The organism is Leclercia sp. G3L, assembly GCF_021117075.1.
In the GTDB taxonomy this organism is placed as follows: domain Bacteria; phylum Pseudomonadota; class Gammaproteobacteria; order Enterobacterales; family Enterobacteriaceae; genus Enterobacter; species Enterobacter adecarboxylatus_C.
Genome location: NZ_CP088265.1, coordinates 3,362,178 through 3,380,491, shown reverse-complemented (window position 1 = coordinate 3,380,491; position 18,314 = coordinate 3,362,178). Strand labels below are relative to the sequence as shown.

The following is an 18,314-nucleotide window of genomic DNA, read 5'->3' as shown; positions in this document are numbered from 1 at the left end:
CTCCGGACAGCTTTTGTATCTTAAGTTAACGATGTCCGCTGCCGCCGATATTCCCTCGGGGAGTGATATCCCAGCGCGCTGTGCGGGTGGTTTTCATTGTAATGTGTGAACGCTGCTGCAAGGTTTCGCAGGGCTGTTCTCACATCTGGTTTTGCCATGAACGCGATATAGTCTTCCTTCATCGTCTTCACGAACCGTTCGGCCATGCCATTGCTCTGCGGGCTGCTCACCGCTGTTGTACACGGCTCCAGATTCAGCTCTCTGGCGAACCTCCGCGTTTCATGCGCGGTATATGCTGAACCGTTATCCGTCAGCCATTGAACCGGTGTGGTCGGCAGCCCGTCGCCGAAGCGCTTTTCCACCGACCTCAGCATCACATCCTGCACCGTCGAACTGTCGTAGCCTCCTGTGCTCGCTGCCCAGTCTATGGCTTCTCTGTCGCAGCAGTCCAGCGCGAACGTGACCCGCAGCTTCTCACCGTTGTCGCAGCCGAACTCGAAGCCATCTGAACACCAGCGCATATCGCTTTCTGCCACCGCGATTTTGCCCTTATGTTCACGCTTCGACCGCTCTGGTTTGTCATGCAGTAACAGCAGATTATGCTCGCTCATAAGCCGGTAAAGCCGTTTGGCGTTCACGGGGGCAGTCCCTCTGTACGACGTTGCGTACGCAGGATGCCCCACACACGGCGATAGCCGTAACTGGGCATATCGCTGATGATATCGAGGATCTCTGACAGTATTTCAGCGTCTGCTTCGTCATCACGCCGGTTACAGCGCCTGTCCTGCCAGTCGGCAGAACGGTTAATTCGCAGTGACAGCTGCGCACGCGACACGCCCATGGTGCGGCTGACCAGGGCTATTCCCCGTCCTTTGGCAACAAGGGCGCGTGCGCTATCCATTTTCGCGACTGAGCGTACTCCACGGCTTCTTTCAGGATCTCAACTTCCATCGTCTTCTTGCCCAGCAGGCGCTGAAGCTCCCGGACCTGCTTCAGAGCAGCAGTAAGCTCAGAAGCTGGAACAACTTCTTCTCCGGCCGCAACGGCGGTGAGGCTGCCTTCCTGATATTGCTTCTTCCACTTAAACAGCAGGCTGGGCTGGATGCCATGCAGGCGGGCGACATGGGAGACATTCATGCCCGGCTCCATCGTCTGCTGGATAATGGCGATCTTCTCCTGAGGAGTTTTACGTTTACGGACTTCTTGTCCTAACAGGATCCCGGTCATCTCAAAATTGGCGTTAGTGTTAGACATATATTCAAGCCTATCTCTTATCTGGAGATACAGCTACTGTCTGGTGTTTCAGGGGGCTACATCATCGATAAATGCAAAACCCGTTGAAGTCGCGAGGATACGGCTTACATTTGTGATGCAAATACTGCCCGACATAATCGATAGCCGGGAATACGAAGCCCATCAGAACATCCTCCCCATGTTGAGGAGGATCCAGTATCGGTTATCGCTGGCATCTGTCGTCTTGTCGGCGAAGTCGGGCTGATAGTACTTTATCCACTGGTTGGCGTCGGCCCGGCTGAAATGCCAGTTCTCCTTCGGCAACTTGCTGGCGACATCGATCGGTATTATCGATCAGGTGTAGTTAGGGTGGATAAACCGACCAATACGCACAGCCGTACAAGTCAGTATTTATATGTGAAGGCTGAATTCAGTCGAAAAAAAACCTCCCATTAAGGAGGTTTTTAGCTTCCGTGTAACGCACCCTGCCCAACCAGCTTAACAATCACAATCATTAATCTGCTAAGAGCAATTATCACACTAACAAGTGCGCCTACAACTGTATCACTCATATCACTAGCACCTAGCCCAAGGAAAACAAACGCAGCTAAGAACATGACGATACTTAAACAAAAGACACAGGTAACGGATAAGTAAATAATTTTGGGGATTAACCCCAAAGTGTTTGTCGTCATATTGTCCCCAATATGACGCGCCTGCACCGTAGGGCGTTCAACTCCTATGACACGGTAATTATGGCTGGTTAAGTTCGAATAATCAACGCAAGAAAAGGCTTCCGGAGAGGCCCTGGCTGTCGAGATGGGGATTCCCATATTGCTTGTATGGTAGATTATGCGCCCTGCCCCTGCTGATGGCAAACCTCCTGAAGGTTTGCCGCACCAGCGCTTCCGCGAACGAAAGTAGCTTGCATTACCATATACTTCTGGTTTTGGGAAGATGAGTCTGAAATTCTCGGTGGGTTCATGCAAATTAAATTGAGGATATGCTTATGGGTTTCTGGGGAAAAGCAATAATCCATTCTTTAACCACGACTTTGATGCCGCGCAAAGGGATAGAGAAGCACACAGATCAAGCGAGACTGCACATAAAGAAAAACTAGCTCACGAGTTTGATTTACAAAATCAGCGTTTGGACGCTGATGCCGATCTTTCGAGACTGAGGATTCAAAAAAATGCGATGCAAGCAAAGTATGAAGGCCAGCTCAAAAAAAATATGAAGCCGATATTTTGGAAATGCGTAAAGCTTTTTAAGCTTTGCTTAAGATCGAACGTTCTTATAGCCTCTCTTGAGAAGCTGTACAACAAACACCCGGAAATGTAAGAACATATTTTAGATATAATTCAGTCCAAAAGAAATGAACGTAACACTGATGAATCCAAGAGCAAATGGTGGGACTGGGTGCGCACAGCCGATATTAAAAGTGATATGGAGTATTTGAAATTTCCTTATGAAAAATGTGAATCGGAAAAATATCCCAGTTCCCTTTAATCGCCAATTTGTCCGATGTGTTATAACTAACCTATATCTAGCCGACTCACCGGTTCAGAATCGAGCATGGTGGCGCGGCTTTCTGTCCATACCTCCCAGATATGACGTGTGCAGCTTTCAGCGTAATTTACCTCACGCTAAAATTCACCCATCTTGAATTCACATGCCTGGCGCTCATGCCCTGCTGAACGCACATCTACGACAGCTTTGCCCTCACCAGAACCTTGACGAACGGCGGAAACTCTGGTTTTTCGAACCTTCTAAGACACTAAAAAGCATTAAGGGAACTATCAGTAAAGAGTGAATTAATGCTTAAGTTTCTGTATTCGCTGCCGATAAGATTGGGACCATTCGAAAAAAGGACTCAAAAATTGAATAGGCTAATTATCTCATCAGTTTTTCTGGCATCCTTCTCTACCCACGCAGCAGTGAATGTAGATGCCGTAAAAATGGCAAATGATGTTGGATTTACTAAATGCAATGCATTAATTAAGGCAACTTTTGATAACTCTACTTCTGCCAAAGAGAGTCGTACAAATGTACGGTATTTCCCTGAAAAATCAAGAGATAACATTGATATTGATATAACTTATGGTAGTGTCGGAGATACAATTATTCAGTCCGTACACTTTTCCCAAAGCGGCGGTTATTGCTATGCATCTTCTACGTCTATTATCGCGCAAGAGGGAAATTGTGCCGGCCTGCTTAATCAAGATGGTCATTTTAAATATGTGGCAGACAGCGCAGGCGTCCTTTGGTCTAAAAACAAAGGAGGGATATTAAAAATGTATACTCAAACAGGAAACTATTGCACTCAAATATATGTAATGGATAACAAAGCAAAAATATAATTTATCCATAATTAAAAAATCGACATAAATAGCTTGCCGATGACTTTGTAACTATGAATAAGCTACCTTCCGGTAGCTTATTCATTAGCCAGGAATGATAATGAGTCTACAGCTTGTCTGCAACTTAGCTATATTGCTCTAAGTTCATGCTGATTTTTTAAACCGAAACATGTAGCCGCCGCAGCACATGTCCAAAGTTTTTACTTTGCCATCTACTCCCTCTTGATGCTGATGCCAGCAGCCGCGTAAAGCCTCCCTAAACCCGATCAGCTTTCCCAGGCTGAATTTGATCTGCTCATGGCAGCAAATCATGGGCAAAAGCGAAATTTGTGGCAGTTTGCTGTTTATTCGGGGCTTAGACATGTAGAGCTGGCGGCGCTTGCCTGGGAGGGTATCGATGTGGTTGCTGGTACCCTTAGCGTAAAGAGGAATCTGAATACTCTCGGTAGGTTCGGCCCGCCTAAAACAGAGGCAGGCTTCAGAACTGTCACGTTACTTCAACCGGCGATCGACGCGCTTAAGGCTCAAAGCGAATTGACGGCCCAGTTCTCAAAAACGGAGATCGCCTATCACCATCGTGAATATGGGCTGACTAAAAAGCAGAACATGCATTTTGTTTTCATGCCACGCGTAAGAAACGGCGCACAGAAAGCGCACTACTTAGTGGGCAGTATTGCCGCGTGCTGGGACTCTGCTGTAAAACGTGCTGGTATTCGCCGCCGCAATCCGTACCATACACGGCACACTTTCGCATGCTGGTTGTTATCGGCAGGCGCTAACCCGTCTTTTATTGCTAATCAGATGGGGCACGAAAATGCGCAGATGGTGTATGAAATCTATGCTACATGGATAGAAGAAAAGAACAGTGAACAGGTGGCCATGCTGAACGCGAAGTTGGCGCTTTAAAAGCGTTTTGCCCCACTGGTGCCCCATTTGATATTTGAGTAAAGAATAAATGCAAAAGAATCAAGAAATTACCAAGAAAGACCAGTACAACCTCAACAAACTGCAAAAGCGTCTGCGCCGCAACGTCGGTGAAGCCATTGCAGATTACAACATGATTGAAGAAGGCGACCGCATTATGGTCTGCCTGTCTGGCGGTAAAGACAGCTATACCTTGCTGGAAATCCTGCGCAACCTTCAGCAAAGCGCGCCGGTCAATTTTTCGTTAGTGGCCGTCAACCTGGATCAGAAGCAGCCGGGCTTCCCGGAGCATATCCTGCCGGAATACCTGGAGCAGCTGGGCGTTGAGTACAAAATTGTCGAAGAGAACACTTACGGTATCGTTAAAGAGAAGATCCCGGAAGGGAAAACCACCTGCTCGCTCTGCTCGCGTCTGCGTCGCGGCATTCTGTATCGTACCGCCACCGAGCTCGGCGCGACCAAAATTGCCCTCGGCCACCACCGCGATGACATTTTACAGACGCTGTTCCTGAACATGTTCTACGGCGGCAAAATGAAAGGCATGCCACCGAAGCTGATGAGCGACGACGGGAAGCACATTGTGATCCGTCCCCTTGCCTACTGCCGCGAAAAGGACATCGAGCGTTTTTCCGAGGCCAAAGCCTTCCCGATCATTCCGTGCAATCTGTGCGGCTCCCAGCCGAACCTGCAGCGTCAGGTGATTGGCGATATGCTGCGCGACTGGGACAAACGCTACCCGGGCCGCATCGAGACCATGTTCAGCGCGATGCAGAACGTGGTGCCTTCGCACCTGAGCGATATCAACCTGTTTGATTTCAAAGGGATTAAGCACGGTTCAGAAATGGTGAACGGCGGCGATCTGGCATTCGATCGCGAAGAGATCCCGATGCAGCCCGCGGGCTGGCAGCCGGAAGAGGATGACACTCAGCTGGATGAGATGCGTCTGAACGTTATTGAAGTGAAGTAATCTTTAAGCGTCTCAGCGCTACCGCTGAGACGCTCTTCCGCCCGCTTATTTCAGCAGACGAACCTTGCAGTTTTTGCCTTTGATCTTGCCGTTTTGCAGCTGTTTCCACGCTTTTTGCGCCACCGACTGACGTACCGCCACGTACACATGTGCCGGGTGCACCGCGATTTTGCCAATATCAGCGCCGTCGAGGCCAATATCACCGGTCAGCGCGCCCAACACATCACCTGGACGCATTTTGGCTTTTTTCCCGCCGTCGATACAGAGCGTCGCCATTTCGGCGGCCAGCGGCACAATACCGACGTTTGCCGGAGCATCGACCCAGTTCAGCTTGATTTGCAGCATTTCTGCCAGGATGTTAGCCCGCTGCGCCTCTTCCGGGGCACAGAAGCTGATCGCCAGACCGCTATTACCCGCACGGGCAGTACGGCCGATGCGGTGTACGTGCACCTCAGGATCCCAGGCCAGCTCGTAGTTCACCACCAGCTCCAGAGATTTGATGTCCAGACCGCGGGCGGCTACGTCTGTCGCCACCAGCACGCGGGCGCTGCCGTTGGCAAAACGTACCAGGGTCTGATCGCGGTCGCGCTGCTCAAGGTCGCCATGCAGCGACAATGCGCTCTGTCCGGCCTCGGTCAGGGCATCACAGACCGCCTGACAATCTTTTTTGGTGTTACAGAACACCACGCAGGAGGCGGGCTGATGCACGCTGAGCAGCTTTTGCAGCAGCGGGATTTTTCCCCGCTGGGTGGTATCGAAGAAATGCTGTTCAATCGCCGGGAGGGCGTCGACGGTATCAATTTCGATGGCGATCGGGTTTTGCTGTACGCGCCCGCTGATGGCGGCAATCGCCTCGGGCCAGGTGGCCGAAAAGAGCATGGTCTGGCGCGACGGCGGGGCAAAACGCGTCACCTCGTCGATGGCTTCGCTAAAGCCCATATCCAGCATCCGGTCGGCTTCGTCCAGCACCAGGGTCTGGAGCGCGTCGAGGGAGACCGTACCTTTCTGCAGATGATCAAGCAAACGCCCCGGAGTGGCGACGATGATGTGCGGCGCATGCTGTAAAGAATCGCGCTGGGCGCCAAACGGCTGGCCACCGCAGAGGGTTAAAATTTTGGTGTTTGGCAGAAAACGCGCCAGGCGACGTAACTCTGCCCCCACTTGATCCGCCAGCTCGCGCGTTGGACAAAGCACCAGCGACTGCGTCTTATAAAGGCTGGCATCAATATGCTGTAACAGGCCAAGACCAAATGTCGCCGTTTTGCCACTGCCGGTTTTCGCCTGTACGCGGACATCGCGTCCTTCCAGGATCGCTGGCAGCGCGGCAGCTTGTACAGGGGTCATCGTCAGGTAACCCAACTCGTTAAGATTATCGAGTTGGGCGGCAGGCAGTACGTTCAGCGTTGAAAAAGCAGTCACAGTTATTCTCGCGGTAAAAAACTCACAGTCAGCAGGCGCGTATCCTCGCAGATCTCCGCCTTTGATGCGACATTTTAATCGGGACTTCATCCGGTGGCGGATCCGGCATCGGCTGCGGGCGTGGGATCGGTTCAGGAACGGGCACTGGATCGACGGGTATCGGATCCGATTGCCGGGTTTGTTGCAGCAGCAGTGTCAAGAGCATAGCCATATTACCCTCCAGAAGAATGGATTGTCTCTTTTAGGGTAGTCGCTGCGGGGTTGCAGGCAAAAAAAAGCCGACTTATTTAAGTCGGCGTCGTACGAATCAATTTTGCTATGCAGTAATTCAAAAAAGGAAGTAAGACAATATGGAGCGCAACGCCCATCGCTTGACGTTGCATTCACCTGCGGGAGAGATAGTGCACCTTATGGGTAAAAGGTTTATTGACCTCGCTCAATTAAAATAGCGTTTCAGGCGCATCTGAACGCCAGAATAGTGTAAATTTACAACCATTTACTGCGATGTAACCACCACGCAACACCACCAATTAAAACGACTAACATGATGCAAAACAGTGAAAAGCCGAAGCGGAACTCCCCGCCGGGGATCCCTCCGAGGTTGACGCCAAATAGCCCGGTTAAGAAGGTGCTGGGCAGAAAGACCATCGCCATCAGCGACATGGTGTAGGTTCTGCGGGAGAGCGACTCCTGCATGACCTGCGCGATTTCGTCTGTCAGTATCGCCGTACGGGCAATACAGGCGTCGATTTCATCGAGGCCGCGTCCGAGGCGGTCGGCAATATCCTGCATTCTGCGACGCTGATCGTCATTCATCCAGGGCAGTCGTTCACTTGCCAGCCGGGCATAAACATCGCGCTGCGGGGCCATGTAGCGGCGCATCACGATCAGCTGTTTACGCAGCAGCGCCAGAAATCCGCGAGGCGGAATAACCTGATCGATCAGATTATCTTCCAGATCGATGATCTTATCGTGCAGCTCTTCGATAAACTCGCTGGCATGATCGGTGAGCGCGTCGCAGACATCCACCAGCCAGCTCCCGCAATCCTCCGGGCCGGTGCCCTCTTTTAAATCTCCGACGACATCGTCCAGCGCCAGCACTTTTCGCTGCCGGGTCGAGACAATCAGTCGCTCATCCATATAAAGGCGCATCGCCACCAGCTGATCCGGCCGCTCATCGGTGCTGCCATTAATACAGCGCAGGGTAATGAGTGTCCCCTCGCCCATACGGGTCACGCGCGGGCGCAGGCTTTCCCCCGCCAGCGCGTCGCGCACGTTGTTGGGCAATAACGGGGTTGAAGCCAGCCAGTGAGCGCTCTCCGGCTGGGTATAATTCAGGTGCAGCCAGCAGGGATGTTGCCGATCGATAATATCGTTATCGGTGAGCGGTCTCGCCCCACCTTTCCCATCGAGTAACCACGCAAAAACTGCGTCAGGAACGTTAACTTCCGATCCTTTTAAGCCTTCCACAGCGCCTCCGCCAGTAGCTGTTCTTTGCTGTCAGTCTAGCCACACCGGCAAGTTAAGCAACCATTTACCCCGCCATCGCGCTGAATTTATTCATAAAAGAGACTATTCCTGAATCAACTGCGGCGGACAAAAAAGCCTGGCGAACCAGGCTTTTATATCAGATGGCGTGTCAGGCACGCGCGGGGTGATGTTGCCCATCGAATAATGGCGCAGAGGATGCCGGTTCCAGATGGAAATTTCGCGTACGGGCCTGCAACTCAACCACCTGATTTTTTAGCACCGTCGAGGAGCCGGACAGCTCTTCCACCATCCCCACGTTACTCTGGGTGACGTTTTCCAGATCGGTCAGGGCCTGAGTGATTTGCGCGATGCCCTTCTCCTGTTCATAGGTCGAGGTGGAAATCTCATCCATCAGCTTGCTGACCTGTCCTGAGCCGCTGACGATTTCATGCATGTTCTTTTCGGCTTCGGCCACCACCATCGCCCCCTGACTGACGTTGCTGCTGGTCACGGCAATCAGGGATTTAATGCTTTTTGCCGCCTCGGCACTACGATGCGCCAGGCTGCGCACTTCCCCCGCCACCACGGAGAAGCCCTTGCCATGATCGCCGGCCCGGGCAGCTTCAACCGCGGCATTGAGCGCCAGGATATTGGTCTGGAACGCGATACCGTCAATCATGGTGATGATCTCGGTCATCTGCTGGGCGCATTCAGTAATGGAGTGCATATTGTTGGCAACCTGCCCCATCAGCTCGCCTCCTCTCTTTGCCTGCAGAGTCGCCACGTTTGCCTTTTCATTGGCGAGGCGAGTGTTATCAGCGGTGTTTTTAGTGGTGGCTGCCATCTGTTCCATGCTGGCAGAGGTCTGGATCAGCGACGCGGACTGCAGCTCCGTTTTCGCTGCCAGTGCCGAACTGCGGGCGGCCAGCTGTTCAGACAGACTCATTGCGGTTGCGGAGGAGGAGCGGATCTCACGCACCAGCGTGGCGATGTTGCCCGACAGGGTGTTAATGCCCGGGATCAATCGCCCCGCGCAGTTATTACCAAATTCAGGAATAGTAACGCCCAGATTGCCGGAGACAACTTCTTCGATGCTTCTTTTTACCGTATTGATGGGCACAACCAGGTACCGGGTCATGTAAACCCGGAGGAACATGAACGCGACGATAAATAGAATATTAAGTGAAATTAACAGAGATGTTTGCGGTGCTAAAGAAATGACCAACCCATCAATTAAGAGAAAGACAACCATCAGATAAGAAAGAATAAAAGTCCTTACGCTAATGTTCCTGAGCATAATATATCCCACAACGGAATTTTTAGATGATAAGGAATATATAGCATTGCCTTTTTAATTTTTCATCTTCATTTCGTAGAGACAACTCATAAATGGTATACCTCTTGCTATTTGCGTTAGGTAGAACAAATGCGCCCACCAAAGCAATAATTAAAGTACTATACACTGATGTTGCCGTAACCAGGGAATGTCAAAGCGGTGAGCGATAATGCAGCTATTCAGACCTTCATACTTAAGCCCTATTCCCACTCCAGATGATGGCAATTTAGCCACGCTTAACTAACGCATTAAGGAACATATTTTACGTTTTTACTGAAAAAAACATTAATGTTTTCCCAGCGCTAATCCGATACTGAATTAAATAGATACCCTCGTATACCTGTGCGGTTCGTTTTAACGCCGCCAGTGTTTTTCTGTGACTGTTAAGCGTGAGAATTTTGATGATGTACATCGCGTGGGATCCCATCCTCATAGGCGTTTCCTGCCTGGTCGCGTTTTTCGCCGCATTTGTCGCGCTGGACAGTGCAGGGAAAATACGGCTCGCCAACTCGCGAGCCTCGCTGTTCTGGCGCTTCGCTGGCGGCGTAACGCTGGGCACGGGGATCTGGTCGATGCATTTTATCGGCATGCTGGCGATGCGCATGCCGGTAATGATGAGTTACGATCCGGAGCTCACCCTCACCTCATTCGGCATCTCGCTGGTCGCGGCAACGCTGGCTATCAATACTGCCGTGTCAGGGGGTTCGCTCTCCCTGCCCCGCCTGCTGCTGGCCACCGTCATCCTCAGTGCGGGCATCGTCTCGATGCATTATGTGGGGATGTCTGCCCTGCTGGCCCATAGCGCGATCCGCTGGAATATTCCCGTTGTGCTGCTGTCGGGGGTGATTTCGCTCATCGCTTCTGGCACCGGCTTGCGACTGGCCTTTCATTTTCGCCATCAACATAAAGGTGTGGTGAAGAAGCGGATTATCGCCGCCGGGGTGCTGGGTGCGGCCGTGTGCGCGATGCACTATACCGGCATGGCCGCCGCGGATTTCCATTCGGGCGCACATGCCATATCCGCCGGGATCGGCGAAATGAGACTCTCTGTCTGGGTTTCAGCCACAACGCTGTTATTGCTCGGCATTATGTTAATTATCTCTCACATCGATTCACATAACCGCGCCCACCAACTGACCGAGAACCTGCGCCAGCTGAACAACCAGCTGGAGATCCAGGCGCGCTACGACGCCCTCACCGGACTGGCGAACCGCCATCAAATGGACCTCATGCTGCTGGATGGTCTGCGCCTGGCAGATGAAAACAACCGCCCTTTTGCGCTTATTTTTCTCAATCTCGACCGCTTCAGGAGTATTAATGACACCTGGGGCCATTTTGTCGGGGATGCATTGCTGATCAATGTCGTTAAACGCATCAAGGCCAGATTGCACCCCGCCATGACCCTTGCCCGTATGGGCGGGGATGAGTTTGTGATTTCGGGGCCAGACTGTGACGAAGCCCAGATGTCAGCACTCTGTACAACGCTGGTGAGTGATATTGCCCAGCCTTTTTACCTTAGCGATCATGCGTTGAATATATCCCTCAGCGCCGGGATAAGTCTCTACCCTGAACACGGCCTGACCCTGCATGAGCTTAAACTGAAAGCGGATATGGCGTTGTTTAACGCCAGGAATGAGAGACGCAATGGCTGGACGGTTTACCATCCGGGGATGTGAGCAACAGAATATAGTGCCGGTTTGGGCTGAAGCCTGACAAAAATATGCCTGCGCCCTGGAACGCTATATATTTTGCAGGTCATTAACGAATGGAAAAGTGAGCTTTTTTTAATGCACTAACATCGGCGGAAAATAAAACTGTTCCAGCTGGTATAATTAATACAAATTTCACACGGATATCACAAAAAAATCCTGCCCGATCGGATGAAGTAGAGTATGTTTCAGAGAAGCCCACGCGTGCCGCTCCGTCGTGGATCTCAGGCACGTGACGTGCTGATAACTGAGACTGGCCTATGTCGCTTTCAGGGTTTGCTGCGCTGGATATGCTTAAAACGCCCGTGTGGGTAGTATCCCCGGTCACGGAGGATGTTCTGTTCGCCAATACGGCAGCAAAAAAGATCATGCAGGACGCGACGCTGGACAGCCTGCGCAAAGGAGTCTGCTCGGCACATGCGCAGGCAACGCTTGCGATGTATGTGCCCGATTTAAAGACCCAACAAGAGATTATTGAAATCTGGAGCGTGCTGGTAAATAACCAGCAGATCAGCCTCAGCTGCCGACTGTCGCTGGCCTTTTTTGATACCTGCGGCGAGGTGATTGTTTTTGAGGGCATCGCCCGGCAACCGGTAACGGGTCTTAAAGCCACCAGCTCCGGGACTTACCAGCGCAAAAAGCAGGGGTTCTACGCACGTTTTTTCCTGACCAACAGTGCGCCAATGCTGTTAATCGATCCCGCTCGGGACGGTCAGGTGGTGGATGCCAATCTCGCGGCACTCAATTTTTATGGCTACTCCCATGAACAGATGTGCAGCAAGCACACCTGGGAGATCAACACCCTCGGGCGCAATATTCTGCCGGTAATGACCGAGATCGCGCGCCTGCCCGGCGGCCATAAGCCGCTCAACTTTGTCCATCGACTGGCTGACGGCACCACCCGTCACGTACAGACCTATGCCGGCCCGATTGAGATTTACGGCGATAAACTGATGCTGTGCATCATTCACGATATAACCGAGCAAAAACGACTTGAACAGGAGCTCGAACACGCCGCGCTGCGCGACTCGTTAACCGGCCTGCTCAATCGCCGTCAGTTTTATAACCTCACCGATCAAGCCTCACCGAATCATCTTCCGGCCCAGCAGGAGTTCAGCCTGCTGCTGGTGGATACGGACCACTTCAAGCGCATCAACGATGTGTTTGGACATCAGAAAGGCGATGAGGTGTTGATTGCCCTCTCGCGAATGCTGGAAAGCTGTTGTCGAAAAGATGATTACGTTTTCCGCTGGGGCGGCGAGGAGTTTGTGCTGTTGCTGCCCCGCACGTCGCTGGACGCGGCGATGCAGATCGCAGAAACCCTGCGCGCCGCGGTTGCCCGCATTGCTATCTCCGGCCTGCCCCGCTTTACCGTCAGCATCGGAGTGGCGCGGCATAACCCGGAGGAAAATATCGACGATCTGTTTAAGCGCGTGGACGATGCGCTGTATCGCGCCAAGAATGATGGTCGTAATAAAGTGTTGGCGGCGTGATGTCGCCATCTGTCTTTCAATGTATTCCTTGAGGAGTGGTTAAGATGAGCAAAAAGATCCTGATGCTGGTCGGGGATTATGCAGAAGATTACGAAACCATGGTGCCGTTTCAGGCATTACAGATGATTGGCCATCAGGTTGACGCGGTCTGTCCTGACAAAGCCAAAGGCGACTTTATCATGACGGCGATACATGATTTTGACGGCGCCCAGACCTACAGCGAGAAACCTGGCCACCGTTTTATTCTCAACGCCGATTTTGCTGAGGTGCAAGAAGAGGATTATGACGCCCTGTTAATTCCGGGCGGACGGGCGCCGGAATATCTGCGCCTCATTGAGCAGGTGATCAAACTGGTGCAGGCCTTTGACCAGGCGCGTAAGCCGATTGCCGCCGTATGTCACGGGGCTCAGCTCCTGGCCGCCGCTGATGTCCTGAAAGGACGGACCTGCAGCGCCTACCCGGCCTGCGCGCCGGAAGTCCGACTCGCCGGCGGATACTACGCTGATATTGGTATCGATGAGGCGTATGTCGATGACAATCTGGTTACCGCTCCGGCCTGGCCTGCGCATCCGCAGTGGCTGGCGAAGTTTGCTGAAGTGTTGCAGAAGTAAGGCAGGTGGTTTCAGGCCAGCCTGTCTACAGTCTCAAAAAAGCGCTCTTCGGTCATGATGACGTTGTCTTTTGCGCTCTGATACTGACGCCGGATAAACCAGCCCGTTTCCGGCGCCATGCTCAGATAAAACGTCTGGCGGATACCGGGCGCATCGACATGCAGGGTCACAATGCCTGTCTCAGCGCCATTCCAGAGCTGCTCTGGAAGAAGTCGGACGCTACGGTCGCCGTTCTGCAACCGGATGGCGGTGATGTCATAACGGCATATGCCGCTGTTCAGGCTGTAGCCCACCGCGCTCAGGTCATGGAGATGTCTGGTGGATAGCGTCACCTCGATTCCGGAACCCGCGAACCACTGGCTGATTTGCTGCGCAAGTTCATCCATTCGCGAGCAGAACGTTCTGACGGTAATGGTGCCAACTTACTGATTTAGTGTACGATGGTGTTTTTGAGGTGCTCCCGTGGCTTCCATCTCCATCAGTTGTCCCTCCTGCTCAGCTACTGAAGGCGTGGTGCGTAACGGTAAAAGTACTGCCGGACATCAGCGCTATCTCTGCTCTCACTGCCGTAAAACATGGCAGCTACAGTTCACTTACACCGCCTCTCAGCCCGGTACACACCAGAAAATCATTGATATGGCCATGAATGGTGTTGGATGCCGGGCAACCGCCCGCATTATGGGCGTTGGCCTCAACACGATTTTACGTCACTTAAAAAACTCAGGCCGCAGTCGGTAACCTCGCGCATACAGCCGGGCAGTGATGTGATTGTCTGCGCTGAAATGGACGAACAGTGGGGCTACGTCGGTGCTAAATCACGTCAGCGCTGGCTGTTTTACGCGTATGACAGGATACGGAGGACGGTTGTGGCGCACGTCTTCGGTGAACGCACTCTGGCCACACTGGAGCGTCTTCTGAGCCTGCTGTCGGCCTTTGAGGTCGTGGTATGGATGACGGATGGCTGGCCGCTGTATGAATCCCGCCTGAAGGGAAAGCTGCACGTAATCAGCAAGCGTTACACTCAGCGAATTGAGCGGCATAACCTGAATCTGAGACAACATCTGGCAAGGCTGGGACGGAAGTCACTGTCGTTCTCAAAATCGGTGGAGCTGCATGACAAGGTCATCGGGCATTATCTGAACATAAAACACTATCAGTAAGTTGGAGTCATTACCAATTTCATAGAACAATACCCCGGCTTCCTGAGCCGCATCTAGCATCACTCGCAGGCAGACGTTGGCCCATTCATTGGGAACGGCCATACGCTCAAAAAACACGGCGGCCCCCACCTGTTTTTGTATTATGCCATTCCGATGTTGATTGCTGTTTATCACACCAACGGAGCGGGTTTTAGTGGTGATTTTCCCTTGAGGCAAAATGTGCTTTAAGGCAGGCAAAGACATCAGCATTTCTCTCGCTTTCTCCGCCTTACGATAGACTCGCGTATCGGTTTCTCTGGTATCGTCGCTGACGATTTCAAATTCAGGGCAGCTCAGAAACAGACTTTCATTTTCCTGCAGAGGTGAGCCCACCGGATTGTAACCCCCGCCAATGTCTGAATGCGCTCCCGGCAGCGCAAGCTCGGGCCACATACTCTGAATACTGTTCAGGCTGAAGTTATACCGGTATTCATTCATCGCGGTGATCTGGAAAACTTTCTTCGCAACAGAAGGACGCAATTCCAGTTTCACTCTCGGATTGCTGCGGCCATTAATATCGAAGAAGTTACTGATCCCGCCAATGGCCGCCACGGTATCGAAAAGTCCCAGGAAGCGGACTTCACCGGAAGGTTTGCCGTCGTAATAATCCCCTCTGAGCCCTTTCGCAATCGCACTGGCTATGGCAGGATCCTGTTCCATAACTCGGTTGGCAAAGTGCCGCGCCGCCGCCGCCCCACGGCTAAAACCAAAGACATCAAACTGAATTTTTGCAATACAGAAATTCTGTTGGACATTTCGCTTCATAAAAGCTAAAAGTTCGCTGGCGATCCCTTCCATTGCCTCGTCAGTTTTCGTCACCACGCCTTCAAATATATCCAGAATACTGGTGCCCAGCCCCATGCCGATGGCCGAGTCTGATTCCCCCGCCGCGGTACCTATCCCTGAAATGTAGGTTTTGATTTGAGCTGACGTCTGCTCTTCCTTTAGTGCCTGATCTGGTAAGTAGAGAGTATTTAGCCAGTGAATATTTGAATAATATCCTCTGTAGCTGCCATTCGAGAGACTATCTTTATTGATGGCTTCAAGAAAGTCTTCACAGCTTTGCGCATCTTTTTGATTCACACCCTGGCTGGGAGCACTGCACTCATTAAATTTCAGCAGGCGAGATGCGGTATTTTCACGATTATTCCCTGTACCATCGAAAAACACACCGATGGTTAAGGTCACACCGCGCACTGGCTTTTTCTGTGCGACAACCGTTTTCCAGTCATTATGAATACTGGTTTTATGGGTGGCATCTGTTACGTCATACCCCTGGTATTGTGTCATTCCGCCTCTCCGTTAGTTTTTACCTTACCGAACTCAGCTTTTACCGATGACGGAATTGATGTATTGACTGGCGCTGTTTTGCCATTTTCATCAGTAATTCCCTGTAACACATCACCCTCTGCCGTTGTTATTCGATAAGGCGTTGACGACTGCGGAATACCTTTATCATCGGTAAGAATAAAACCACCACCAAATCCTACCGGCATTTCGATTGGCGTGATATCAAGACTGGCTGCGCCCATCTTTTGTACATTCGCGCTTTTCAGCAGAATATTTCCCGGACAACCCAGTTCGATATTTCCACCGCTTAGTTTGATATAGGCCCCACCACACGCAAGGACTAGTTCCTGATGAGCGGAGACAGTCACTGTCCCTTCAGAACTTTGAATCTCAAGACCCTGTTGAGCGCTAACCGATAACGCGTCACTCTGCGCCTGAATATTTACCTCGCCTTTTGCTGCCAGCAACTGCATACCCTGGTTATTTGCCAACAGACTAACAGCTTCTCCTGCTGCAACGGTGAACGACTGGCCAGCACTGATATCGGTGTTGTCTCCCGACATGATACCCACACTTTCACTTCCCGAAGCTATCCGCAGCGTCCTGGCACTCACCATTCCAATTCCCTCTGGGGCATGCAGCAGCATTCCCGGTGCGGTGAGGTCACTTAAAGAGGCATTCAATCGTTGCTGACTACCGACATCCCCCTGAGTGGCCTTTGCAGAGATGGCAGCCTTTGCCATACTTCGAGCCAACGTTAATGCCTGCTCCAGTTGCAGGATAGCGTCATCCATCTCCAGCATCTGTCCTTGCGCCTGAGGCTGTATGTCCGCACTGATAAACACCCCTTTCCCGCCCCGGATACTTACCCAGTCATCCGTCCGAAGCTCAGCACCCTCCCCCCGAAGCGCCCGGGAGGCGTTGACATTGTGACCTAAATTAAGCTGCGTTTTGCCGTACTCGGTACTGAGCTTGATATGTTCCTCACCCCGTTTGTCCTCCATCCGCAGCTTATTTAATCCGGCAGTACGAATAACATTGCGCGTACTGTTCTTTTCCGTGACATGATCCACATGCCGTGAATCATGCAGGGCATGGGCGATGTACGGCCGGTCCGGATCCCCTTCGTGAAAAGCGATCGCCACCTCCGTTCCCTGGACAAGCGGGAAGTGAAAACCATATACATCCCCGCCGTAAGGTTTGGCCAGTCGCACCGGCATACTCTCCTGCCCCTGTACCTTACCGTCCCGGTCAGCGTCGAATTTCACCCGGTAAAGACCGGATGCATCCTGCCAGGCGTAAATATCATTAGCCTTTGCGCTGGTCACTCGGGCCGTCATGGTACCGGTCACCTTCGGGCGCGGCAGAAGCGGCGGACGCCAGCACACCGTTTCGCTGTAGGGGACTGCCTGCAGGCTCACGCGCAGGGCCGCTTTACGGCTGGCGGTAAACTCCAGTCCGGTGATTAATACCGGATCCTGCAAGGGCACAGGCAGAGTCGGCAGCAGGCTGTCGGTGATAGTCAGCACCTGCGCGGCTGCAAGGGTCGCATCGTTGCTGACTCCTGTAATCCGCGTCTGGTCTGCCAGAAAACGCTCATGATCGAGGCGGGCATAAAAATTGGCGGTTTCCGCCTGCGGGTCGATTTTTTCCCCGCGCTCCAGATGACGCAGCTTATAGTGATACACCTCCCCATAAGACTTGCCCTCACCATCTCCCCGGGTCATATCCGCCGGGGAAGACTGCAGCACACTCTGGGCGTCACGGTGGTTGTAATCCCGGGTGGTGACGTTTGCCTCCACCACGTTATGGGTGACGTCCAACCCCCATATGGACTCTGTCCCGCTGTCGCTCATCCCGGACGGACTGTTCACCGGCAGCGTTTTACCAAACATCAGCGGCCGCTGCGCATCGGCAAAATGCACCACTTCGCTCTGCGCATCTTCCTGTAAGGTGAAAAAATAAAAAATCCCCACCTCAGCCAGCAGGCGCTGAATAAATGTCAGATCGCTCTCCTGATACTGGTTTATCTGCTCGCGCTTCGGGTAGTTTTGTTTGAGATTAAATTCATATTCCCAGCCATGCAGGCCGTGCTCCTGCAATATCAACGCCACCACGTCGGGCACAGATTTATTGACAAAGAAACGATGGGAACGGAATTGTTTATCCAGCAGGGATAAAAAAGGTCTCAGGGTAATCCTATATAATGTCTGGTCGGCAGAGCCGGATATTCGCCTGAAATCAGTGATAACACCGTGGGTGATGCTGCCAACTTACTGATTTAGTGTATGATGGTGTTTTTG

10 protein-coding genes and 5 pseudogenes are annotated in these 18,314 nt (G+C 52.1%); 7 read left to right on the top strand and 8 right to left on the bottom strand.

Features of this window, described 5'->3' with window-relative positions:
- Nucleotides 1–20 precede the first annotated feature (20 nt).
- A pseudogene (locus LRS40_RS17635) lies at nucleotides 21–1,227 on the bottom strand (IS3 family transposase).
- A 1,823-nt stretch (nucleotides 1,228–3,050) separates the two neighbouring features.
- Here LRS40_RS17635 and LRS40_RS17630 point away from each other — a divergent pair.
- The 3 genes and pseudogenes from LRS40_RS17630 (at nucleotide 3,051) to ttcA (ending at nucleotide 5,484) form a co-directional block, all read left to right on the top strand.
- A complete protein-coding gene (locus tag LRS40_RS17630; RefSeq protein WP_231312208.1) occupies nucleotides 3,051–3,593 on the top strand; it encodes a hypothetical protein in 543 nt (180 codons plus the stop codon).
- A gap of 258 nt (nucleotides 3,594–3,851) precedes the next feature.
- Nucleotides 3,852–4,499: pseudogene (locus LRS40_RS17625) on the top strand (site-specific integrase); the annotation flags it as partial.
- 49 nt (nucleotides 4,500–4,548) lie between these two features.
- Nucleotides 4,549–5,484, top strand: a complete 936-nt coding sequence (ttcA, locus tag LRS40_RS17620; protein ID WP_231312207.1) for a tRNA 2-thiocytidine(32) synthetase TtcA — start codon at nucleotides 4,549–4,551, stop codon at nucleotides 5,482–5,484.
- 45 nt (nucleotides 5,485–5,529) lie between these two features.
- Here the strand turns inward: ttcA and dbpA are convergent, their stop codons facing one another.
- The 4 genes from dbpA to LRS40_RS17605 form a co-directional block, all read right to left on the bottom strand.
- Complete coding sequence (gene dbpA, locus LRS40_RS17615; protein ID WP_231312206.1) at nucleotides 5,530–6,903, bottom strand: ATP-dependent RNA helicase DbpA; 1,374 nt, start codon at nucleotides 6,901–6,903, stop codon at nucleotides 5,530–5,532.
- A gap of 28 nt (nucleotides 6,904–6,931) precedes the next feature.
- Nucleotides 6,932–7,108: a hypothetical protein gene (locus LRS40_RS24725; protein WP_285111870.1), complete on the bottom strand. Its 177-nt coding sequence runs from the start codon at nucleotides 7,106–7,108 to the stop codon at nucleotides 6,932–6,934.
- A gap of 281 nt (nucleotides 7,109–7,389) precedes the next feature.
- A complete protein-coding gene (gene zntB, locus LRS40_RS17610) occupies nucleotides 7,390–8,373 on the bottom strand; it encodes a zinc transporter ZntB (protein WP_142489748.1) in 984 nt (327 codons plus the stop codon).
- A 169-nt stretch (nucleotides 8,374–8,542) separates the two neighbouring features.
- Complete coding sequence (locus LRS40_RS17605) at nucleotides 8,543–9,511, bottom strand: methyl-accepting chemotaxis protein (RefSeq protein ID WP_231312205.1); 969 nt, start codon at nucleotides 9,509–9,511, stop codon at nucleotides 8,543–8,545.
- 599 nt (nucleotides 9,512–10,110) lie between these two features.
- Between LRS40_RS17605 and LRS40_RS17600 the strand changes: the two genes are divergently transcribed.
- The 3 genes from LRS40_RS17600 (at nucleotide 10,111) to LRS40_RS17590 (ending at nucleotide 13,522) form a co-directional block, all read left to right on the top strand.
- Nucleotides 10,111–11,385 carry a diguanylate cyclase domain-containing protein gene (locus LRS40_RS17600; protein WP_231312204.1) on the top strand — a complete coding sequence of 425 codons (1,275 nt, stop codon included), beginning with the start codon at nucleotides 10,111–10,113 and terminating at the stop codon, nucleotides 11,383–11,385.
- A 293-nt stretch (nucleotides 11,386–11,678) separates the two neighbouring features.
- The gene (locus tag LRS40_RS17595) at nucleotides 11,679–12,911 is read left to right on the top strand and encodes a sensor domain-containing diguanylate cyclase (protein WP_142489751.1); all 1,233 of its coding nucleotides are present in this window, start codon (nucleotides 11,679–11,681) and stop codon (nucleotides 12,909–12,911) included.
- A gap of 44 nt (nucleotides 12,912–12,955) precedes the next feature.
- Nucleotides 12,956–13,522, top strand: coding sequence for a DJ-1/PfpI family protein (locus LRS40_RS17590; RefSeq protein WP_231312203.1), 567 nt, complete (start codon nucleotides 12,956–12,958; stop codon nucleotides 13,520–13,522).
- 11 nt (nucleotides 13,523–13,533) lie between these two features.
- Here the strand turns inward: LRS40_RS17590 and LRS40_RS17585 are convergent.
- Nucleotides 13,534–13,929: pseudogene (locus tag LRS40_RS17585) on the bottom strand (hypothetical protein); the annotation flags it as partial.
- Between the two features lie 55 nt (nucleotides 13,930–13,984).
- On the opposite strand from LRS40_RS17585, the gene LRS40_RS17580 reads away from it, so the two are divergent.
- A protein-coding gene (locus tag LRS40_RS17580) for an IS1 family transposase (protein ID WP_223216367.1) occupies nucleotides 13,985–14,682 on the top strand; the annotation gives its coding sequence in 2 pieces (ribosomal slippage) (nucleotides 13,985–14,234 and nucleotides 14,234–14,682; 699 coding nt in all).
- A 15-nt stretch (nucleotides 14,683–14,697) separates the two neighbouring features.
- On the opposite strand, the pseudogene LRS40_RS17575 reads toward LRS40_RS17580, so the two are convergent.
- Nucleotides 14,698–16,011 (bottom strand): annotated as a pseudogene (locus LRS40_RS17575) (DUF2235 domain-containing protein); the annotation flags it as partial.
- Nucleotides 16,008–18,269: pseudogene (locus tag LRS40_RS17570) on the bottom strand (DUF2345 domain-containing protein); the annotation flags it as partial. The pseudogenes LRS40_RS17575 and LRS40_RS17570, both read right to left, overlap by 4 nt.
- Nucleotides 18,270–18,314: the final 45 nt, after the last annotated feature.

Coding starts and splice junctions, on each gene's coding strand:
- LRS40_RS17595 (WP_142489751.1), top strand. CDS start 11,679: ATGTCGCTTTCAGGGTTTGCTGCGCTGGATATGCTTAAAACGCCCGTG.
- LRS40_RS17600 (WP_231312204.1), top strand. CDS start 10,111: ATGATGTACATCGCGTGGGATCCCATCCTCATAGGCGTTTCCTGCCTG.
- LRS40_RS17590 (WP_231312203.1), top strand. CDS start 12,956: ATGAGCAAAAAGATCCTGATGCTGGTCGGGGATTATGCAGAAGATTAC.
- ttcA (WP_231312207.1), top strand. CDS start 4,549: ATGCAAAAGAATCAAGAAATTACCAAGAAAGACCAGTACAACCTCAAC.
- LRS40_RS17605 (WP_231312205.1), bottom strand. CDS start 9,511: ATGACCCGGTACCTGGTTGTGCCCATCAATACGGTAAAAAGAAGCATC.
- LRS40_RS24725 (WP_285111870.1), bottom strand. CDS start 7,108: ATGCTCTTGACACTGCTGCTGCAACAAACCCGGCAATCGGATCCGATA.
- LRS40_RS17630 (WP_231312208.1), top strand. CDS start 3,051: ATGCTTAAGTTTCTGTATTCGCTGCCGATAAGATTGGGACCATTCGAA.